Origin of the sequence: Microbulbifer salipaludis (assembly GCF_017303155.1) — a bacterium.
GTDB lineage: Bacteria > Pseudomonadota > Gammaproteobacteria > Pseudomonadales > Cellvibrionaceae > Microbulbifer > Microbulbifer salipaludis.
Genome location: NZ_JAEKJR010000002.1, coordinates 347889 through 369697, shown reverse-complemented (window position 1 = coordinate 369697; position 21809 = coordinate 347889). Strand labels below are relative to the sequence as shown.

The 21809-nt window shown below is 56.1% G+C and carries 11 protein-coding genes; 10 read left to right on the top strand and 1 reads right to left on the bottom strand.

Translation table 11 applies throughout. The features are described from left to right. Window positions 1-28: 28 nt before the first annotated feature. Window positions 29-2167 (bottom strand): DNA polymerase III subunit gamma/tau, encoded by a 2139-nt coding sequence (gene dnaX / locus JF535_RS07200; RefSeq protein ID WP_207000734.1) that lies wholly within the window; start codon window positions 2165-2167, stop codon window positions 29-31. A gap of 301 nt (window positions 2168-2468) precedes the next feature. Here dnaX and JF535_RS07195 point away from each other — a divergent pair, with 301 nt between their 5' ends. The 10 genes from JF535_RS07195 to JF535_RS07150 all read left to right on the top strand — a co-directional run bounded on the left by JF535_RS07195 (window position 2469) and on the right by JF535_RS07150 (window position 21771). Then, window positions 2469-2996 (top strand): RNA polymerase sigma factor, encoded by a 528-nt coding sequence (locus JF535_RS07195; RefSeq protein ID WP_207000732.1) that lies wholly within the window; start codon window positions 2469-2471, stop codon window positions 2994-2996. A 426-nt stretch (window positions 2997-3422) separates the two neighbouring features. Next, on the top strand, window positions 3423-4496 hold the full coding sequence (locus JF535_RS07190; RefSeq protein ID WP_207000729.1) for a FecR domain-containing protein: 1074 nt from the start codon (window positions 3423-3425) through the stop codon (window positions 4494-4496). 137 nt (window positions 4497-4633) lie between these two features. After that, a complete protein-coding gene (locus JF535_RS07185) occupies window positions 4634-7525 on the top strand; it encodes a TonB-dependent receptor (protein WP_242523750.1) in 2892 nt (963 codons plus the stop codon). Between the two features lie 406 nt (window positions 7526-7931). Then, on the top strand, window positions 7932-10712 hold the full coding sequence (locus JF535_RS07180) for a TonB-dependent receptor plug domain-containing protein (RefSeq protein ID WP_207000727.1): 2781 nt from the start codon (window positions 7932-7934) through the stop codon (window positions 10710-10712). A 332-nt stretch (window positions 10713-11044) separates the two neighbouring features. Further along, a complete protein-coding gene (locus tag JF535_RS07175) occupies window positions 11045-13948 on the top strand; it encodes a TonB-dependent receptor domain-containing protein (RefSeq protein ID WP_207000725.1) in 2904 nt (967 codons plus the stop codon). 67 nt (window positions 13949-14015) lie between these two features. Beyond that, a complete protein-coding gene (locus JF535_RS07170) occupies window positions 14016-15053 on the top strand; it encodes a class I SAM-dependent methyltransferase (protein ID WP_207000723.1) in 1038 nt (345 codons plus the stop codon). A gap of 1111 nt (window positions 15054-16164) precedes the next feature. After that, window positions 16165-16581, top strand: coding sequence for a hypothetical protein (locus tag JF535_RS07165; protein WP_207000722.1), 417 nt, complete (start codon window positions 16165-16167; stop codon window positions 16579-16581). Between the two features lie 98 nt (window positions 16582-16679). Beyond that, a complete protein-coding gene (locus tag JF535_RS07160; RefSeq protein ID WP_207000720.1) occupies window positions 16680-17828 on the top strand; it encodes a hypothetical protein in 1149 nt (382 codons plus the stop codon). A gap of 164 nt (window positions 17829-17992) precedes the next feature. Then, window positions 17993-18577, top strand: coding sequence for a MarC family protein (locus tag JF535_RS07155; protein WP_207000718.1), 585 nt, complete (start codon window positions 17993-17995; stop codon window positions 18575-18577). A 491-nt stretch (window positions 18578-19068) separates the two neighbouring features. Beyond that, window positions 19069-21771, top strand: coding sequence for a TonB-dependent receptor plug domain-containing protein (locus JF535_RS07150; protein WP_207000716.1), 2703 nt, complete (start codon window positions 19069-19071; stop codon window positions 21769-21771). Window positions 21772-21809: the final 38 nt, after the last annotated feature.

Genomic DNA, 21809 nt, shown 5'->3' with positions numbered 1-21809 from the left:
CTATCCGACATAACGGGCAACGTAAAAGTTACCCGAGATACTCGACCGATTCCGGCACCAGTTGGGCACCGAGCTCGGACTGCAAATCCTGCACCACGGGATCCTTGTTCAGTGCATCCCGAGCGGAGAGCAGCTGCGCTTCTTTGGTGGCCGCGATCAGGCGCGCCGGCGTGCCGCCATGTACCTCTCCCACCTGAATCACCACCGTGACCGGCTGGCCGAAGAAGTCGCCAAGCACGTCCGCCAGCCGGCGCTGGTGGCCCTCGTCATACAGACTGCTGAACGACTGGTCCAGGGTAAAAGACAGTATATTGTCCTGCCGCCCCAGTAACTCCAGATGCGACGCAATGGAGTGGAGGATACCGGTCACCCCGATCTGGGGATACATGGCTGGCCAGCTGCCCGGCGACAGGGCATCCAGGCGTGCACTGGGCACTGGCCGCTGCGCTTCCTGCGGCGACTGGAGTGTGGCCGCTGCCTCCGGGGTTTGCGGCCGGGCCGGCGCCTGCTCCACTAGCCCCTGGGCAGGTGTCGACTCCACTGCTGCCACCTGCTGGCGCAGCTGCTCACGCAGGGCCGCGCGATCATCGCTGGGCTGAGCTGGGGGCGACGCCGGTGCTTGGGGGTCGACCGCAGGTGCCGGCGCCTCCACCACAGCTTGCGGCGGCACCGGCTCAGCGATGGGCTTTTTTGCCGGTAGCGCCTGTTCCGGATTTTCGGGGGCGCGTTGTGTAACCGAAGCCGGCGGTGTGGGATCTTCAGACCAGGGCGGCGCGTCATCGACCGACGCAGGGGCTTGGCCATGAGCTTGGCCAGCAGCGCGTTCCGGGGCCGCCGTTTCAGCAACCGGCTCAGCGCTCACTGGAGATGCCTGCGGCTCTCGGGACGGTGCTGCCACGTTTTCCGAGGGCGCGTGGGCAGGCAGCGCCTCAGGCGCCGATACCGTCGAGGCCGGCACCTCGGCAGAGCCTTGTGCGGGTGTGGGGCCCTGAGCCGGCGCATTCTGCGCGAGCGGCGCCGGCGCGGGAGCCGCGGCAGACGGGTTTGCCCCGGACAGGCTCGCCGTGGGGATATTCGCAACCCCCTGGGGTTTGAAGGCGAGCATCCGCAATAATGCCATTTCGAAGCCGCCGCGGGGATCCGGTGCCAGCGGCAGGTCGCGACGTGCGAGCAAGGCCATCTGGTAGAAAAGCTGGACATTTTCCGCGGCCATGGAAGCGGCGTGATGCTGCAACAGTTCCGCATCCCCGAGCGCATTGTCGATGGCTTCCGGCAGCACCTGGGCGATGGCGATGCGGTGCAGAATGGCCGCCAGCTCCGCCAGCGCCGCGCTGTAGTCCGGCGCCTGCTGGGACAGCTCATCCACTGCGGCAAACAGGGCGGAGGGATTTTCTTCCGCCAGCGCCTGCACCAGCTTCCACACCAGAGTGCTGTCCAGCGTGCCAAGCATGGCACGCACTTCGCTTTCGCTAATCTTGCCGCCGCCGAAGGCAATGGACTGGTCGGTCAGACTCATGGCATCCCGCATACTGCCATCCGCAGCGCGGCCCAAATGCCAGAGCGCCGCCTCTTCAAACGGCACCAGTTCTTTTTCCAGCACGAAACGCAGGTGCGCTACCACGCGCTCCGGGCTCATATTCTTGAGGTTGAACTGCAGGCAACGGGACAACACCGTCACCGGCAATTTTTGCGGGTCCGTGGTGGCGAGCAGGAATTTTACATGGGGTGGGGGCTCTTCCAGCGTCTTCAACAGCGCATTGAACGAGCTATTGGAGAGCATGTGCACCTCATCGATCAGGTACACCTTGTAGCGCCCGCGCGTCGGTGCGTACTGGACATTTTCCAGCAGTTCCCGGGTATCCTCGACCTTGGTGCGGGATGCCGCGTCCACCTCAATGAGGTCAACGAACCGGCCGTCGGCAATTTCGGTACAAACCGAGCACTGACCACAGGGCTCCGAGCTGACGCCGGTTTCACAGTTCAGGCACTTGGCCAGAATCCGTGCAATGGTGGTCTTGCCCACCCCCCGGGTACCGGCAAACAGGTAGGCATGATGCAGGCGATTGTTATCCAGGGCGTTGATCAGGGCCTGTAGCACGTGCTCCTGCCCCACCATCTCCCGGAACAGTCGCGGCCGCCATTTGCGCGCCAGTACTTGATAACTCATTCGCTCTCCGCACCTACAGGTGCTGTGGTTGGATCGATGTATGTCGCGGCCGACACCGCGAGAAGCCGGCCATTATACCGGCATCCCCGCGCAGGAATAGAGACCCGCCAGCACCGGGCGCAGCCAAAGACCCCTCCACACCTGCCTGATCAACTCATCGTGCCAAAACGACCACTCGTCGATTGCTGTGCGCCTGTGTTATAACTTGCCCGTGCTCGAGACCAATGCCGGTAAAGCCAACGACGGCAAGGCACTCACAACAACAAGCAATACGAGCGCTGTACGGGGATTTCGCCAACTGATGAATAGAGCCCGGAAGACACTTCTGGAGAAGCTGTTTGCCGACCACGGCCAGGCACTGGTGCGGTTTATCACCCGTATCGTGCGCAGCACCGAAGATGCTGAGGACATAGCCCAGCACGCCTATCTGCGCCTGCAGAAACTCAGCGACGAGAAAGACCTCGAAAACCCCCGTGCCTACCTGTTCCAGATCGCCAATAACCTGGCGGTAGACCAACTGCGCCGGGGCAAGCTGCATCTGGAGTACGTAAACCAGCAACTCCCCGCAGAAGGCGCTACTGCCACCGACGACGACCACGCCTTCCACCAGTCACCGGAGCGAGTTCTGGCCGCCCGCCAGCAGCTGCAGGCGATTCACGATGCCATGGACAGCCTGCCCCTGAAGTGCCGCCAGGCCTTCCTGCTGCATCGCAGCCGCGGCCTCTCCTACGCCGAAATTGCCCAGGAAATGAACATCTCCGTGAGCAGCGTGGAGAAGTACATTCTCCAGGCCCTGAAAATGTGTCGCAAGAAAGTCGGAAATTTATAACCCTTCCGCGCATCTCAGCACTGACCCACCTCGTCTCATTTCGGTAGACGAGCGCTATTTATGATCATTACCCTCCGACCCTGAACAAGATTGGCGCATTGGCACTGACCGGCGCACTGCCTTGCAGCAAAAACTTTAAAAATTGTTTGAGGGGCCCGGAACATCATTCGTCTTATCTAAGAGCAGCGGCACCCTTGCAACAAAACAAGGACCCCGCAGTAAATATGTGCTAAGTTTTGCGATAATTTGTCGCAAATATTGCACATGGAAGACAGAGCTGTTGATATTAGTAGCGAACCTAAGCACCATATTGGTGCAATAGGGTAGTAACAGGCGCCACGTTGGTGGCCCCGCAAAGTACTAATACTTCATAGTCATCTCTGACAGGCAGTTAAACAGGTTATCGGAAAACAAGGTATTGGTGCGGTGAACCCTCAGGAAGTACAAGACGTTCCAACGGAAGACAGGCTGGACCAGGCATGTGCCTGGGTTGCTCGCCTGCGATCCGACGCGATCAGCCCAGCTGACCGCCGCGCTTTTGCCGAATGGATGGCCGAGTCCGCTGCTAACCGCCAGGCGTTTGATGAAATGGCGGAACTCTGGGGTGACCTGGGCGCACTTTCCCATATGCCCCTGGATGAGCTTTACCCGGAGAGCGTCCCGAGCGCCGACTACCGAGCGAACAGCAACTCCGCAACCCCCAAATCCCGACCCACCGCGCACACCAGCACCAGCGACGTTGGCGGCTGGAACCTGCCTCAGTGGCTGATGGGCGGAAGCGCCGTGGCTGCCTGCCTGGGCATTGCCCTTTGGATCGGCAACCAGTGGCTTCAGCAAGCCCCGGCCCCTCAGCAGATGTACACCACCGCCGTTGGCGAGACCCGCACCATCGCCCTGCCCGATGGCTCTGAAGTAAAGCTCAACACCAACTCTGAACTGGTTGTCAGCTTTAGCCGGGAGTCCCGTCGCACACAGCTGCTGCGCGGTGAAGCCTTCTTTGATGTAGCTCGCCAGACCTCGCGCCCGTTTACCGTGGAAGCTGGCAGCGCCAACATCCGCGTCCTCGGCACCCAATTCAACGTAGAGCGCAACCCGGAAAATACCCGTGTCTCGGTAACCGGGGGCACCGTGGCCGTCAGTGAAGCTCGCACCGCCAGCGGCCTGCAGCCAGAGTCCGTCAAGCTGACCCGCAACCAGAAGGTAAGCGTGTCCAACAGTGGCCTGTCTGACGTTGGCCGCACCTCACCAGAAGAGGCACTGGACTGGACTCTCGGACAACTGGTCTTTGATGAGACACCCCTCGGCGAAGCCCTGGAAGAACTCAACCGCTACCTCAAGGTTCCTGCCGCCGCCTCCCCTGCGGTGAGCGACCAGACGCTGTCCGGCACCTTCGAGCTGACCGACCCGGAAAGCACCCTAGCTGCGATCGCCGCAGCACTGGGTCTCGAACAGGACCAGAGCAATCCCAACCTGACTCTCTTGTCAGCCAAGCCTAACTGAGATATAAAACCTGCCTCGGGTGGCCGTTCTTTTTTTAGCCAAAAGCGCATCAGTCACCCCAACCACACTACTAAACAGCAATAAGCTGCAGTGCCCGATCGCCGATCGCGTCGGTTTTGCAGGTGGGATGAGCAGAGTTGAATTTCAGGCACTGGGCTGTACTGTCACTGACGGGCCTACTGGCACTCTCTGAAAGTGCCGTTGCGTCCTGCCCCAAATCCGGGGTAAAGCTTGCCTCGGGCCCTCTATCCCGGGCGCTGATCACCCTTGGGCGCCAATGCCGGGTTTCCCTCGTTGTTCAGGATCGCAGTGCTTCTTCTATTTATATCCCTCAGCAGCACCTGGACACCCCGGATGGCAGTATTGCCCCCGCCCTGCACCAGCTGCTGAAGAAAACCGCCCTCACGTTCACCCACACGGGCACCAATGCCATCGCCGTGATCGCACGGAGCGAGGAAGTCGATGAAGGCGGCAACGCAAAACTCCTTCCTGCGGAAGAAATCACAGTCACCGGACGCAACCTGACCGGTAGCCACCTGCGCCACCTGAAACTCGACAGTTACGCCCCGATTGACGTACTCGCGCAACCAGAGCTGGAAATCACCGGCGCCCAGACAGTCGCCGAGCTCCTGAAGTTTTTGCCGGCGGTGTCCGGCAACTCCACCAGTACCTCGGTTACCAACGGCGGCAACGGCACCGCCACCGTGACCCTGCGCGGACTGCCGGCAAGCAATACTCTTGTGCTGATCAACGGCCGCCGTATCGTCAATAATGGCTTCGGAGGCGAAGCAGCCGACCTCAATACCATCCCGCTGTCTGCGGTTGACCGCATTGAAGTACTGAAAGACGGCGCCTCCGCGGTGTACGGTTCGGACGCGATTGCCGGCGTGGTGAACATCATTTTACGCCGCGAGTTCGATGGCCTCTCACTGAACAGCTACTACGGCCAAGCCGAGCGCGGCGACCAGCAAACCCAGTCGTACAGTGTGACCTGGGGTGCCGGTGATGAAGAGCGCCATCTGATGTTCAGCCTGGCCCACTACCGCCAGGGGGAAATTTTCAGCCGCGACCGCGATCTCTCCGCCTCTGCCGACAACCGCTCCCGCGGCGGCACCGATCTACGCTCCTCCGCTTCCCCGCAGGGGTATATCGCCCTGTCGGATGGCGTTGTCAGCAAGCGCGGCGACGGTTACACCCCGTGGACCACGGAAGACCTGTACAACTTCCGCGAGCAGACCTCCGCGCTGGTGCCCTCGGAAAAGCAGTCCCTGTATATAGCCGGCAGCCACCGTCTCAGCGACACGGTGGCAACCTATGCAGAGCTGATGGCCGTGCGCACCCGCGCCGAATCCACCATGGCGGCCACGCCGGTGTTCACTCGCTTTGACAACGGCGACCTGACCATTGCCGCTGACCAGGTGTACAACCCGTTTGGCGAAGAAATCACCGACGTGCGCAAACGCGTGCTGGAACTGGGCCCACGGGTTCAGTACAACAGCACCGACACCTGGCGCCTGAATAGCGGCCTGAAGGGCGATGCCGGAGACTGGCAGTGGGAGCTCACCGCGGCCGCACACTACACCGAGGCCAGAGAGCGCCTGACCAACCTCATCGACCCGCTTCGCCTGTCCGCCGGACTGAAAGGCAGCGACATCTGCAACGTGGAATCCAACTGCGTGCCGATCAACCTGCTCGGCACCCCGGGCAGTATTGATGGCGAACAGCTGGACTTCATACGCGGGGAAAACCGCGTGAACGGCGCCAGCCGCATGGCGTCCCTGACCTATATTGCCGACGGGCCGCTGGGGCGGAACCACGCCGGCGACATTCTCGCCGCCGCCGGCGTGGAAGTTCGCCGTGAAGCCATCGACTTCAACTCGACCGACATCAACGGACTGTCACTGATTGGCGGTATCGCCTCTGGCTCTGCGCAGGGTATGCGCCTGATCGGAGAGGCATTCGGCGAAATATCCCTGCCCCTTAAGGCGGACACACTGTGGCTGGATGGCGCTATTCGGTATTCCGATTACAGCGACTTCGGCAATACTGCGAATCCGAAATTGGCGCTGCGCTGGCGTCCCATCCCCTCGCTGCTGGTGCGCGCCAGTTACGCCACCGGTTTCAAAGCGCCCACGCTGGTGGACATGAACCAGACGGGATACCAGAGCCAGGAGTTCCTTTTCGATCCGTGCACCAATAGCAATGCTACTTCGCTGCCAGGCTGCAGCGGCCGTGCAGACCAGGCGCGTATTCAGTACCTTACCGAATTTGGCGGCAACCCCGACCTGCAGCCCGAAACTTCGGACAACCGATCCCTCGGCATCGTGTGGACACCCGGCGACTACACCGGCTTTCATACCAGCCTGGACCTGTTCGAGATACGCCAGAACGACGTCATTGATACCAGCCCACAGTACCTGATCAACGAAAATGCAACCAATGGGTTGTTCGGGGACCGGGTAATACGGGATGCCCGCGGCGATATCACGCGAATCGTTGCCACTCGCCTCAACATCGGTGCAAGGGAGGTGCGCGGTATCGATGCCAGCCTGCGTTACCAGCATCAATCTCGGAAACTGGGCCTTCTCCGCTGGTCCATGAACGGCAGCCACATGGCCAGTTACCTCAACCAGCTGGCACCCGGCAGTCCCATTGAGGATCTCTCCGGCACCTTTGCAGATTCTGCCAGCGGCGGGGCCGGCTCACTGCCGGAATGGAAAGCGAACACCGGCGTTTACTGGCAACGGGGGCGCTGGGAGGCCGGGTACACCGTACATTATGTCAGTGACCTGCAGGAAAGCTTCACCGTCAACGACCAGTATGTGACTCGCAAAATCGACAGCTGGTCAACGCACGATTTGCAGGTTGCCTACGGTATGCCCAGCGGCTATCGCTTTGCGGTAGGCATCGATAACCTGCTGGACGAGGCGCCGCCCTTTGCCGCCTCCGCATTCAACGATAACTTTGATGCGCGCACCTACGACCTGACCGGGCGCTACTGGTACACCACCTTCAGCTTCACAATGTGAAGCAGCCGCTGCCAACGGCTCCACCACTGCAGATTTCTCCTCTATTCTGATTGCGGATCACACAGTTCGTAGGCTGACACATACCGGCCTGTGAACCGGCGTTTGTTTGGCCGCAGCTTCGCGAATTTCTTTTTTCGCAAAGAATCAGCCTATTTCATCAAAACCCGCGCAGCCACTCGCTGCGCGCGGCCGCAAAACCACCGCACATCCGGTTCGTAATTTTTTCTTTTTTTGACGCCACAATTGGCGAAAACGAACCAAAGGCGCAATTTCATTCACGAATAACCTTGAAGAAAGAAAAATTGTTCTAGGGTTGATAGCAAGCCTCTGTTGATAGATGTGCGTAGTTGTCAGGGAGGGCACGGCCATATTCGGCGAACATCACCGGTATCAGGAGAGGTATACCATGGACAAAACCCGTCTTTCTCGGGCAATCAAGGGCGCGATCGCAGCTGCCGCCGTAACATCCAGCTTTTCTACCGTTTCTATTGCTCAGGATGCACAGGCGCAGGTTGAGGAAATTGTTGTAACCGGTTCTCGCATTCAACGTGCGACCGATGCGAATAGCGCCACCCCTATCAGCGTGTTCGATGCTGCAGCACTGGAACAATCGGGCCAGACAACGCTGGAAGACTTCCTGCAGAACATTCCATCAATGACCGGTGGCCAGCTCGGCTCCTCGGTGAACAACGGTAGCGCCGGTCTCTCAACCGTATCACTGCGCGGCCTGGGCTCATCCCGGACACTGATTTTAATGAATGGCCGTCGCCTGAGCTCTTCAGCCGGTGCCACCGGGGTGGTCGACCTGAACACCATCCCGACCTCCATCATTGAGCGGGTAGAAATCCTGCGGGACGGTGCCTCGACCATTTACGGTTCCGACGCCATCGCCGGTGTGATTAACATCATCACCAAAAAAGGGTTCGAGGGCGCTGAGCTGACCTTCGACTACGGGGCTTCCACCCACGGTGACGGTGACGAGTACCTGGCCGCCATGACACTCGGCGCGTCGAATGATCGCGGCCACGTGATGATCAACGCGCAGTACACCAAGCGGGAGGATATCTTCCAGTCCGATCGCCGGTTCTCCGAGTGCCCCCTGCGGGAGATTGGCGGCAACGTCGTGTGCGGCGGCAGTGCCACCACGACCCCGGCCCGTTTCTCCCCAACCGCAAATTCCGACCAGCTTATTGTTGACCCGGTAACGGGAGTCGTTCGTGACTTCAATGCGGCCACCGACGCCTACAACTTCGCCGCAGTCAGCTACCTGATTACGCCGCAAGAAGTGGCGTCAATGTACGGCTACGGTACCTACGAGCTGTACGACTGGAAAGATGTCACCACCATCAACGCCTTCAGTGAACTCTCGTTCGTAAACCGCCGCTCAGACCAGCTGCTTGCGGCCGAGGGCACCTTCTGGGGCCCAGAAGTACCCGTTAGCAACCCTTACAATCCCATTGGCGAACCAGTCAACATTGGCCGCCGCCTGGAAGAAACCGGCGGACGGGCGTTCTCCCAGGACCTGAACACCTGGCGTGGTGTGATCGGCCTTGAGGGCGAATTCTGTAACGAGTGGACTTGGGACCTCTCGTACAATTACGCGCGCTGGGTCGACTCTCAGATCGACCGCGGCCGCGGCAATACCGTGCGCTTCCAGAATCTGCTCGACCCGGCAGCTTGTGCGGCAGACCCGGAATGTGCGGCAGCGCTTGCCGATTCCGGTAACGTCCCCGCATGGAACCCCTTCGTGGAAGGGTCGCTGACCCCCGCCATGCAAAACTATGCACTGGTGACCAACTCCCCGGTCGAGCGCTCCAGCCTGCGCAGCGTACAAGCCAACCTGGTGGGCGATTTCGGCGACTGGAGTCTGGCGAGCGAGGCGCCCGCTTGGGCGGTTGGCTACGAGCACAGATCAGAGCGCGCAGAAATTGTCCCGGACGGGGCCGCGCAAATTGGGCAAATCTACTTTGTCAGTGGCGACGCTTGGGGCGGCAACTACAGCGTGGATGAATTCTACGGCGAGGTCCGCATCCCCATTCTGGATAGCCGTCCATGGGCGGAAGTACTCGCGTTCGAAGCTTCTTTCCGCTATTCGGACTACAGCACCATTGGTGACGACACCACCTTCGGAGTAGTACTCGAATACGCACCGTTGGATGAGCTGCGCTTCCGTGGCACATACTCCGAGGGTTTCCGTGCACCGGGGCTGGATGACCTCTTCCTGCCACCAACCGTGTCGGCAGAGAGCTATTCGGACCCGTGTAACGAATATGGTTCGGCAGATAACGCCAACGTGCAGGCGAACTGTGCCGCCGACGGTATTGCTCCCGGCACCACCATTGCTTCCACCCAGGCCACCGGCCTGTTTGGCGGCAACCCGGACCTGGAAGCAGAGAAATCGGAAAGCTGGACACTGGGTGCGGTATGGACGCCGAGCTTTACTGACGATATGGGCTTCACCGTCGATTACTTCAATATCAGTATCGACGATGCCATCGGCACCCTAACCACGAATACCATCGTGCAGGGCTGTTACGAGAGCCCCAACTTCAGCTCGCCGCTGTGTAACCTGATCACCGGTGCACCGGCAGTGGGCACTAGCCCATCCCAGGGCGCACCCACACGTCGTGCCTCGGACCTGACCATCGCGGGCCAGCTGCTGAACAGCCAGAACGTCGCGACCTTTGAAACCTCCGGTGTCGACCTCGGATTCGACTACAGTGTGGACGCCGGTGGCGGCATAGTCAGCGTCAACCTTTCCGCCACTTACCTCCACGAGTGGAAGTACCGCGGCAGCTCAGAGGACCCCACCGTTGACCTGGCAGGTTACTTCGGTGCCGACCCGGTAACTACCGCCATCGTCGCCTTCCCCGAGTGGAAGTTCTACGGCACCGTGGGCTACGAGTACGACTGCTGGAGCGCCTTCACCACCGTGCGCATGCTCGGTGAAGTGGACGACTTTGATCCGTCGCCCGGCGACCTCGCCACCCACATCGACGCGACCTGGTACCAGGACGTGAACTTCAACTACTTCCGCTGGGAGAACGTGACCCTGACCGGCGGTATCCGTAACGTCTGGAACCAGCAACCGCCATACGTCACCAACAACGATGACATGAACACCCTGATGAGAAGCTACGACACCGTCGGCCGCTTCTTCTACGGCAGCGTGACATTGCGGTTCTAAGCCCCACCATACCTCCACACAGCCCCGCCCCTCCCGGCGGGGCTTTTTTATACCCACCCTTTCCTTCCCCCAATACCCCCCGCCCCTCCTGCATCACCAGCTCTACCGGCAAATGCAACTGATGCAGACTAATGTCCGCCAACCCCCGCAGGCATAACTGCCCAAGCTGTCATTCGATGACTGCCAAATATTTGTATTTTTTTTTGAGGGAACCTTTTCCCCATACGTTAAATACACGTTGGGAAGGAAATGACCGCTTGGGGGTAGTCGTTTCCGCACACGCCAATCCTTGGCAACACACTATAAATCCAACGATCAAGAGAGGATTTACAATGAGAAAGAACCTCCTGTCCGTAGCCGTAGCCGCTACGATTATGGTTCCCGCCCTGCCAGCATTCGCGCAAGAAGATGCGCAGATGGTAGAAGAAGTTGTGGTTACCGGTTCACGCATTAAGCGTGCTGACCTGGAAAGCTCCAGCCCAGTTACCGTTCTGACCTCAGAAGAAATGCAAGCGACCGGTATCACCGACGTTGGTGACCTGCTGCAGCGTCTGCCGGCCATGTCCGGCTCCCCGATCGGCACCACCACCAACAATGGCGGTAACGGTTCCGTTCAGGTAGACCTGCGCGGCCTGGGCGCCATCCGCACCCTGACTCTGGTAAACGGCAAGCGTACAGTTGACGGTGGCGACTACCAGACCATCCCGGCGGTAATGATCGATCGCGTTGAAATCCTGAAAGACGGCGCTTCCGCTGCTTACGGCGCCGACGCGGTTGCTGGTGTTGTAAACATCATCACCAAAAAAGACTTTGAAGGCATTAAATTTGAGATGCAAACTTCAGACTCTTTTGAAGCCGATGCCGGCGCACAAGAGTCCATCAGCTTCATTACCGGCAAGTCTTTTGACGGCGGTAACGTGACATTCGGAGCTGAGTACGTCAAGCAAGAAGAAATCTATCAATCTGACACACCTTGGGATTTCTTCCAGGACTCTTACTACATTGTTGACCCGGAGGCCTTTGAGAGCCAGGGTGCCACAAGCGGCTTCCCTGTTGGATCTTCCCGGATTCCAGAGGGTCGTCTGACCACCAATGAGCTCTTTCAGCGTCAGAATGCGGACGGCAACCTGCTGTTCCTGGACGCCGATGGACGCCCAACCACTACCAATACTGGCACACCGTCTCTGGCTAACCGAGTTTACATGAACCCGGGCAACGGCCTCGTGGCTCATGACGGCCGCACCTATAACTATGCACCGGTAAACTACATCCAGACCCCTTACGAGCGCATCAACCTTTTCAGTGAGGCCAATTTCGACCTGACTGATAATGTCAAATTCTTCTCTGAATTCCGCGCCAACCTGCGTTCATCGGCTCAGGAGCTGGCCCCTCAGCCATACAACTCCCCCACCGACCCGGGTTACAACAGTTACTACAACCCTATTGACCCGACTACCGGTGAAGTTCTCCGTGAAGTAAATGTTGGCACTGAACTCTCCCCAGAGTGGGTTTACACTGCGGATCAGAGTGCTGGCCGTGAAGTGGTAAACTTCTACAGCGGGATCTCTCCTGACAACTATTACAACGAACTGGGCTTGCCGATTATCGATGCGCGTAGACGTGTCACCGAGCTAGACCGCCGCTTCGAACAGGATATTACCCAGTTCCAGGCAATCGCCGGCCTTGAGGGCTCCATTAAAGATTGGGACTGGGAGGCTTCTTACAATAAAGGCTTCCGCGAGCGTGCGGACGCCGATTTCGGTCAGTTCTACGGCCCCAACCTGTCTAAAGCGCTCGGCCCCTCTGCGGATCTGGATGGCGACGGCACTCCTGAGTGTTACTCTGACCTGAGCGACGCAAATACCTTGATCCCTGGGTGTGTGCCGGTAGACCTCTTTGGCGGTGAAGGCTCTCTCACCCAAGAAATGCTGGATTACGTTGGCACAACTGTGGTGGATACAACCACAATCGAACAAGATCAGTTCAACGCATCTATCTCCGGTGACTTGGCTCAGCTGCCAGCTGGCACATTGGGCGCCGCATTCGGCTACGAGTACCGTCGTGAGCACTTGGTATATCGCCCAGATTCTGCCAAGGTTGCCGGAGAAGTGACTGGCAACACCGGTGCTGGCACTGAGGGTGGCTACAATGTGAACTCATTGTTTGCAGAGTTTTTTGCTCCGCTGTACGACAATGGCTCCCAATCGTTTGATATGAGCCTTGGGGTTCGCTGGGATGACTACAGCACCTTCGGATCAGACACCGTGTATCAGCTTGGTATCGAAGCTCAGATCATCGAAGGCGTAAAGTTCCGCGCAACTCAGGGCGAAGTGTTCCGCGCCCCAAGCATTGGCGAACTGTATGCTGGACAGGTTGATTCTTTCCCTCAGTATACTGACCCATGTACTCCTGACTCAGATGGCAACATCGCCGGCGGATGTGCTTCTGCAGCACCCCAGCTGGATACACAGGTACTGGCAAAAGTAGGCGGCAACCCCGATTTGGGTGCCGAGACTGGCGAAACCTTCACTGCTGGCTTCGTCGTCACCCCAGAGCTGCCTCTGGGCGACCTCTCTGTCACTCTGGACTACTGGCAAACCGAGATGGACGAGCTGATCTCCACTCTGGGCGCACAGTACATCCTCAATGACTGCTATGTAGCCGGTAATTCAGACGCTTGCCAGCTGGTCACTCGCCGTGGCGATTACAGTGTTGCACAAGTTGTCGACCAGAACGTGAACGTCGCTGCACTGAGCGCCAAAGGTGTCGACCTTGAGGCCCGTTACGGCTTTGACACCGACTTTGGTCGCTTTGAAACTACCCTGCTGTGGGTTCGCCAGCTGGAAAACAGCCGCACCGCCTTCGCTGGCGATGAAGCTGAAGACCAGGTTGGTACCATGTCTGGTAACGGCAGTGTTTATGCCGAAGACAAGGCAAACTACTCCGTGAACTGGTACTGGAACGACCTGAGCGTTTCCTACCTGGGTGAGTACATTGGTGAAATCGAGGCTCCAGCTAGCTTCATCAATTACACTCAGAAGGTTGATGCCCAGCTGTACCACGACCTGGCCGCTGCTTACACCTTCCCGACGAACACTCGTCTGTCTCTGGGTGTAACCAACCTGACCAACGAAGCGCCTCCGTACATCGACTTCGGCTTCAACGCAAGTACCGATCCGTCGACTTACCGCCTCTTTGGTCGCTCCTACTACCTGCGCGTATCTCAGGAATTCTAATTCCTGTAATATAAGAGGTAGTAACATCCTTTCGGATGGAAACCCACACCTCGGTGTGGGTTTTTTTATGACTTTAATCTTGAAATCCAACTGCTGTAAGATTATGAAAAAACCTATCCAGACAGATAGCAGTGTATCGCCCGACACCACGCCTTCCGCTAACCCTTGGGAAACCTACTGGAAAGGTACGCGTCAATGCTCAACATACAAGGAGGGTGAGACCGATAGCCATATTCTTACTCGCGAGTGGAAGCAATGCTTTAATGAACTCGCATACCCTACAGTGAGGATGCTGGATATTGCGTCGGGTTACGGCATTGTTGCCCGTATGGCAACAACCGCATTTTTCAGCCGCCCGCACGAAATCACCTGTGTCGACATCTCAGAGTCAGCCCTCAGAGCAATAGCAGATAAACTTCCCTCGGTGACTACGCGCGTCTGCGATGCATCTCGACTGCCTTTCGAAGATTGCTCTTTCAACCTGATTACCAGCCAGTTTGGAATTGAGTACGCTGGCGAAGAGGCATTTTCCGAGGCTTATAGAGTACTGGAGCCTAATGGTACATTTATGGTAATAGCGCATCTTGATGGCGGAGGCATCCATAAAGAGTGCGAAGCAAACTATGCTGCGCTAGAGCAATTCAGAGAAACTCTCTTTATTTCTCGCTCGATTCATCTGCTCGAAACCAAAATGAAGCGCGAATCGACCCAGGCAGAAATAGATGTAGCGCTTGAAAAAGCAAAGCCTGCCATAAAGGCTACCGCAGAGCTTATAAAAAAATATGGTCGGAACGTCGCCGGCGGCACCTTGGATAAAATTTTTAATGACGTAGCGCGAATTTCCCGAAATGCACAAAACTTTGCCCCAGAGGAAGTCTTTAAGTGGCTGAAGCTGATGGAAGTTGAGATGCAGGCATATTCACAGCGCATGAAGTCAATGTGTACAGCCGCGATTGACGACCACGTAGCCGATAAAATCAAATCAACCGCTAAAAGCAAAGGAATTATTGTAAATAAGTTCGAAAAATTGCCTTTCAGTAAAGGTGGCAAGAATTGTGCGTGGCTCATTCATGGAACAAAAGTCGTCCGAAATGAATCGATTTAAGTAAATTATCCACACGCTTCTCCAGCAACAAGAACTGCAAAGTATTCCATCCGTGTCCCTGTGAGAGATCCCGCCCTTAGGGTAGACGAGGAGCTAGACTACCATCCCCACCAGTAAACTACTTTCTCGGAAAAGTGCCAACTGCCGAGCCAGTATTTAACGCGCTGACCATCGAAGAAATAGATATGAACCTGAACAGCCCCTAGCCAAGAAGAAACTGGTGAGACGAGGATTAATCAGGCATCTGCATTAATCTATAAAATACAAATTCCCGAAAATTATCGCTATTTTTAGGATATGGCATGGAGCATATTCGGCCATTCCGGCTGGCCAAATACGGGCTCGCCAGAAAATTGGTGGATTGCAACCAAATGTGGCAGAAGGAAAATACTGCAGGCCCCAGCGTTCGGCGAACCAAGAGAGCTGAACACCGCAACGGAACTTTCACTCAGATTTATCTCGGAAAAATATGACAACCGCAACTATTGACAACTTTCTTTTTTCTCCAAACTATTTGCTACAGAAAATAGATATTGAAAAAGGCCTTTATGTTTTCGCACATGTCACAGCCGATTCCTACAAAAATTCAGCTTTTAGGATATGCGCATTAAAGACAGCCTCAATGAGTGCTTCGAAGTTCCCAGAGGCACTCTCGACAGAGTCCTTGACTCAAACTCCTATCGCAGGAAAACGGCAAAATATATTTTCCACCCGTCATTTCCAGGCTCCACTTTCGCATCTCGAGCGCTTCACAGCCCTGGCGTAAGCTTGAGCATTCGTGAGCCGTGAATATTAAGGCAAGTTGCCGACATCAAGCGGCAGCTGATATTTAGCAAAAACTATAAAAATCTGATTGGCAGCCATTTATTGGGAGAGTCACAGCACTCGTCGCGAAAAGTTACCTTGGTAGTGCCCCCCCCGTTATCAAGCCGTCCAATCTATCAAACAACCTCATTGAAGACTTCTTTTGCCAAGACGATGATGCCAAGGGCATTTATATTTACACCGATCTTGACACATTTATTTGCACCAATATTAATAAGCCGCAAGAAACCAAGGCGACCATTCCCACTCTTGCGACAGTGTTTGGCAGGAATTTAAACAAACTTGGATGACATCAACCAACTTTAGGAAAGTGGAGCAAATCAAGGCTGTGGTAGCCCTGTGGCATATTCAGCACCAACAGCTACTTGATCTTATTGAGGAGTTTAGCGACAAGCTACTACCGATCTATTCGGAGGAGCTCTTCTCGCGACCAGAGCCCACTTTAATGAAAATGGAAAACTTCCTTTCTCTCGGAATTCCGAAAGAAAATATAAACGCCATCCGACGCTCATCGATCTATCAGCGCGACTCCAAAGATACACAAAAAACCTACAACCCTGCTCTCCGCTCAGAGCGCTATCACTCTATATTCGGAGAGCATCGCACGGAAATCGCCGAAGCGAAGGAGTGTTTCGATCAGCTGTCTGGAGAAAAGGACGCCGATCAGCGCATCATGCGCGAGTTAGAGACACTCCAGTACTGATTTTTCGTTTGCATCCGATCTGCTACCTGGAGGCGTCTAAGAAGTATTACCCCAAGCAATAATGCTCACATTCTTGATCGCTGATAGGTTACAACATCGTGACAAATAGACTTTTCAAACGGTTCGCCCTTCTACTGGCTCTTTTCACCGCATTCTTCGCCAGCCTCTCCAGTGCTGTGCAAGCCAGCGTAAGTTATCGGGATCTGACGATCTCACCAGACGGCGCCAAGATGTCGGTGATATCCCAATCTGAAGGGCGTGACAATCTTGTCATTCTTGAACAATCGAATTTCAAGCCAATCCACATGGAATCTTTCCCAGCCGAAATTCGCGTACTTGGCCATTACTGGGTAACACCAGAAAGACTCGTGTTACAAATTGAGCGTAGCGGAGGGCAAACCACGCGACCGCAGACCTACACAGAGCTTTTCGGCGTAAATGCAGATGGCTCGAGGTCGACACTACTTTTCGGTATCAATGCGGGGGAACGTCAGACCGGCAGCCACATAAAGCGCAGAAAATACATGCGTGCGAATGTCGAGGTAGTCAACGTCCTTCCGGAAGAGGAAGAGTCTATTCTCATCGCCTACGAACCCTGGGGTAGCGAAGGCATTTGGGATAAACGCGCGAAGATCATCACAACGCTCAACATCTATACCGGTCGAACTAGCAATTTTACTATTGAATCGCCCAGCCTCGCCTCTGAACTGCTAACAACACCACAGGGGGATTTAAAATTTGTGACCGGTCTAAGTAGCGATGGTGAGATGCAAGGCCACGTGCGCAGCGAAAATAACTGGATCTCCCTTTCTAAAGAACCGACGACCTCTTTTCTCCCGCTCTCGGCTACCTCAGAAAAGCTTTTTGCCCTGAAGCGAACAATGAGTCAAAGCGCGCCTGACACACTGGTAGCACTTACCTTAAACAACCAAGAGGAAACTTGGCTATATACCGCAAAGGATCGCACCATCAAAAAAGCGATAACCCCCTTGGCTGGCGGAGCGCCTTTTGCATTAGTATTGGAGGGCACACCCGCTGCCTATGTGTTCTTGGCCGGAGATAGCAAGGAGAAAGAGGTGTTCAAGGAGCTTCTTGCTGAATTTTCAGGCTATGACTTCGAAATCCTCAGTTCAGACTCACAAAAGGAAAGCTGGACCGTCAAGGTCAACGTCGATGATCGTGATCAGCGCTTCTATATGTATAACCGTGCAGCTCAGGAACTCAAACTTATACTCGCTAACCAATAGCCCTCCCTTAGACAGTAGCCTCTCCGGGAGTGCCGAAACGCACTCCCGCACAAGAAGATCAACGACTGTTTGTCCTAGCTACTAACTGCTACTCTTGCCCCAATACCGACTATCAACACCTACCCGGTTTACATCGTGTAGGAACTTAGAATTTTGGGCGCTCAATGGATCTTCTAACAGCTTTTTTAACCCTCCTCTTCGTCATGGATCCCCTGGGCAATATCCCGGTGTTCCTCGCGGCCCTGAAAAATGTTCCGCCGAAGCGTCAACTCTACGTCATCATGCGCGAGCTCATCTTCGCTCTGATCGTGTTGCTGGTGTTCCTGTATGGAGGGCGATTCGTGCTGGCCTGGCTGGGCCTTTCACAGGAAGCCATCCGCATTGCCGGGGCAATCATCCTGTTTTTGATCGCAATTCGTATGGTGTTCCCGATTGAAGGGGGGATTATGGGAGAGCGCCTTGAAGGAGAACCCTTCTTTGTGCCCCTCGCTGTCCCTCTGGTAGCTGGGCCCTCGACGATGGCGATCCTGATGCTGATGACAAACAGTGAAGGGGAACAGCTCTGGGACTGGACACTGGCGTTACTGGGAGCCTGGGGTGTTTCCGCAGTGATACTGCTCGCTTCTTCGCCACTGGCGCGACTGCTGGGCAACCGCGGATTGATTGCTGTGGAGCGTTTGATGGGTATGGTGCTGGTGATGCTGGCCGTCCAGCTTTTCCTCGACGGCATCAAGCAAAGCCTCAATTAAACAGCCCCTGCCATGAGGCGACCGGACGCACCGGCGCCTCATCCGCCCTCTCACATTCTTGTACCCTTGTCCAATTTTTTCCCGCACTGCTAGCAGTAGGCTTGGCAGTATTTTTCGCTAACGAAACACCCACCAGCAAAACATAGGGCTATAAAAGTCTATCCAGCCTTCAGGTCGCTGGATTTTCGTACACAGCGAAAGCTCAGCTCAAAAAACAACCTCAATGGTTTTTTGAGTAAAAGTTACAGTTATCCTAATAAAAAGATTAATTTATTAATATGTAACATTTGTTTACTTTAAAAGCGGATATTAATACTTCTTCACGCTCAATATTTGATCTTCATGCATACAGAATGAACAAAATAATCAATATCGGCTAGATAATATAATGTCAGTTTAGTTCCACAAATCATCGTCATACTTTAAAGTCAGCCCGCACTCGAATTACAACTAACCAATAAAAGTGCCTCTAAGTACATAAGGATGCATTTATGATCAAGACCAAGTTGAGCATTGCTATTGCAGCATTCAGCACCCTGGCCACCACCGCTGTTTCCGCTCAGGAAGCCGTGCCTGGCCCGACCGTTGAAGAAGTGATTGTTACCGGTTCCCGTATTGCGCGTGATCCGCTCTCCACCACCGGCCCCATCACTATCGTTGACTCCGAAGCGATCAGCCGCTCCGGCGTGGGCACCATCGACGAGCTGCTGAACCAGCTGCCGTCCATGGGTACCACCGGCATCAACGCAAACGACAACAACGGCGGCCAAGGCCTGGCTTTCGTTGATCTGCGCAACCTCGGCTCTGCCCGTACCCTGGTACTGGTAAACGGCCGTCGTTTCGTTTCTTCCGCTTCCGGCGTTAGCTCCGCGGTAGACATGAACAACATCCCGGTCGAAATGATCGACCGTATTGAAGTACTGACTGACGGCGCTTCTGCCGTATACGGCTCCGACGCCGTTGCCGGTGTGATCAACGTTGTCATGAAAGATTCTTTCGACGGCGTTCGTATCAATGCCCGTGCCGGTGCCACCAAAGATGGCGGCGGTGAGAACGGCGACATCTCCTTCACTTTCGGTAACGAAGGTGAGCGCGGTAGCTTTATCGCCAACATCAGCCACAGCCAGCGCGACGAAATTACTTACAACGATCGCGATTGGGCCGGTCTGACCAGCTCTATGGGTCCGAATGGCAACATCTTCACCAACTACGGCAGCTTTAGCATCGGCGAAGACGGCGTAACCCTGGGCAAATACGCCGGTTACGACATCGGCCAGCACATGTGGCTGTCCGGCGCGATGGAGCGTACTTCCGCAACCGCTTCCGGTAAATTCTCCATCACCGACAGCGTTGAGCTGTGGGGTGAAGCGAGCTACACCACCAAGACCACCAACCAGCAGCTGGCTGCCCAGCCGATGTATGCCGGTAACGGTTTTGCCCTGGATCCGGAAAAACACCTGCCCGACGCGATCAAGTCTCAGCTGGAAGACGCTTGGCAGAAAGCTGACGACGCTTACCAAATCGAAATGGCTGCCTACAACGCGGCAAAAGCAGAGTGGGAAGCCCAGGGTAGCCCAGAAGGCCTGGAGCCGACTGCACCAGTTGCCTCTCACGGCACCGACTGGGTTGACGGTTTCTCCGACTTCCGCATCCGTCCGGTATCCGGCGGCACCCGCTCTTACGAACAGACCACTGACACCTACCGTATTGCGACCGGCCTGAACGGTGACTTCTCCAACGGTTGGAGCTGGGACACTTTCGTAAGCTACGGCAAAAACGAAGGCGACAACGTAACCCTGAACTCCTACAACAAAACCAAGCTGGATGAAATTTTCAGCGGTGAAGCGGGTCTGGACTTCAACTTCGCGGGCGGCATGAGCCCCGAAATCATGGACTACTTCCGCTATGACGATCGTGAGAACAACTCTTACGAGCTGGTAAACGTTGGCGCGTCCCTGTCCGGCGACATCGATTCCATCGCATTCCAGGGCGGTACCCTGGGCTTTGCGGCTGGTGTTGAATACCGTGAAGAGTCCGGTGAATTCAATCCGTCTCCGGAAACCCAGAGCGGCGAGACCTTCGGTAACCAGCAAGACGCGACCGGCGGTGAGTACGACGTAACCGAGGTATTTGCGGAATTCAACCTGCCGATCCTGCAGGGTGCGCGTTTCGCTGAAGAGCTGACCGCAGACGTTGCCGTGCGCTACTCTGACTTCAGCACCTTCGGTGGCCAGAGCACTGGTAAGGTTGGCCTGGTTTACGCACCGGTTGAAGACGTGCGCTTCCGTACCAGCTACTCCACCTCTTTCCGTGCACCGGGCATCTACGAGCTGTTCAGCGGCTCCGCTCAGAGCTACGAGTTCCTGATCGACCCGTGTGACACCAGCGCGTCCAACAAAGAAGGCCAGGGTGCTTACTGTGACATGGTCAACGCTGGATTCACCCAGGCAGGGAACCAGGTTCCGACCAACATCGGTGGCAACGAAAACCTGACCCCGGAAGAAGCCAAAACCTTCACTGCCGGTGTTGTGTGGACCCCGAGCTTCGTAGACGACCTGTCTATTACTTTGGACTACTACGATATCAGCATCGAAGACGCGATCACCTCTCCGGACCTGCAGCGTATCCTGGATGACTGTTTCCGTAACGGCATCGAAAGCGCTTGCGTATTCGTGACCCGCGGCGCTGGTGACCAGATCGTGAAACTGGAAGGTGCGAAGATGAACATCGGTCAGGTGGACACCCGTGGTGTTGACGTGGACATCGTTCAGAACCTGCACTTCGACGCTGGCCGTCTGGGTCTGCGTGCTCAGGCTTCCCGCCTGTTGGAGTACTCAGAGTTCAACAAGCAAACCGGTGAAGACTCTGACTACCTGGAATACGTGGGCACCACCGGCGGCCTGTACGTGAAATGGCGCGGCCTGGCCAGCGCGACCTGGTACGGCAACGACTGGGACGCTGGCGTTGAAGCCCAGTACTTCGACGACGGTTTCAGCCCGTACAAGCCGGTTCAGTCCAAGACTTACCTGAACCTGCGCGCAGGCTGGGACATCAACGAAGGCACGCGCCTGTCCGCTGGTGTCGATAACCTGGCGAACAAGGTACCGGAAGATACTTCTGGTTACGGTGACTGGAACAGCTTCTACGACTTCAAAGGCCGCTACTTCTGGGCTGGTGCTTCTTACCAGTTCTAAGTGCTGGACTTGACGTTGTAGACGTTCAGTCAACGAAA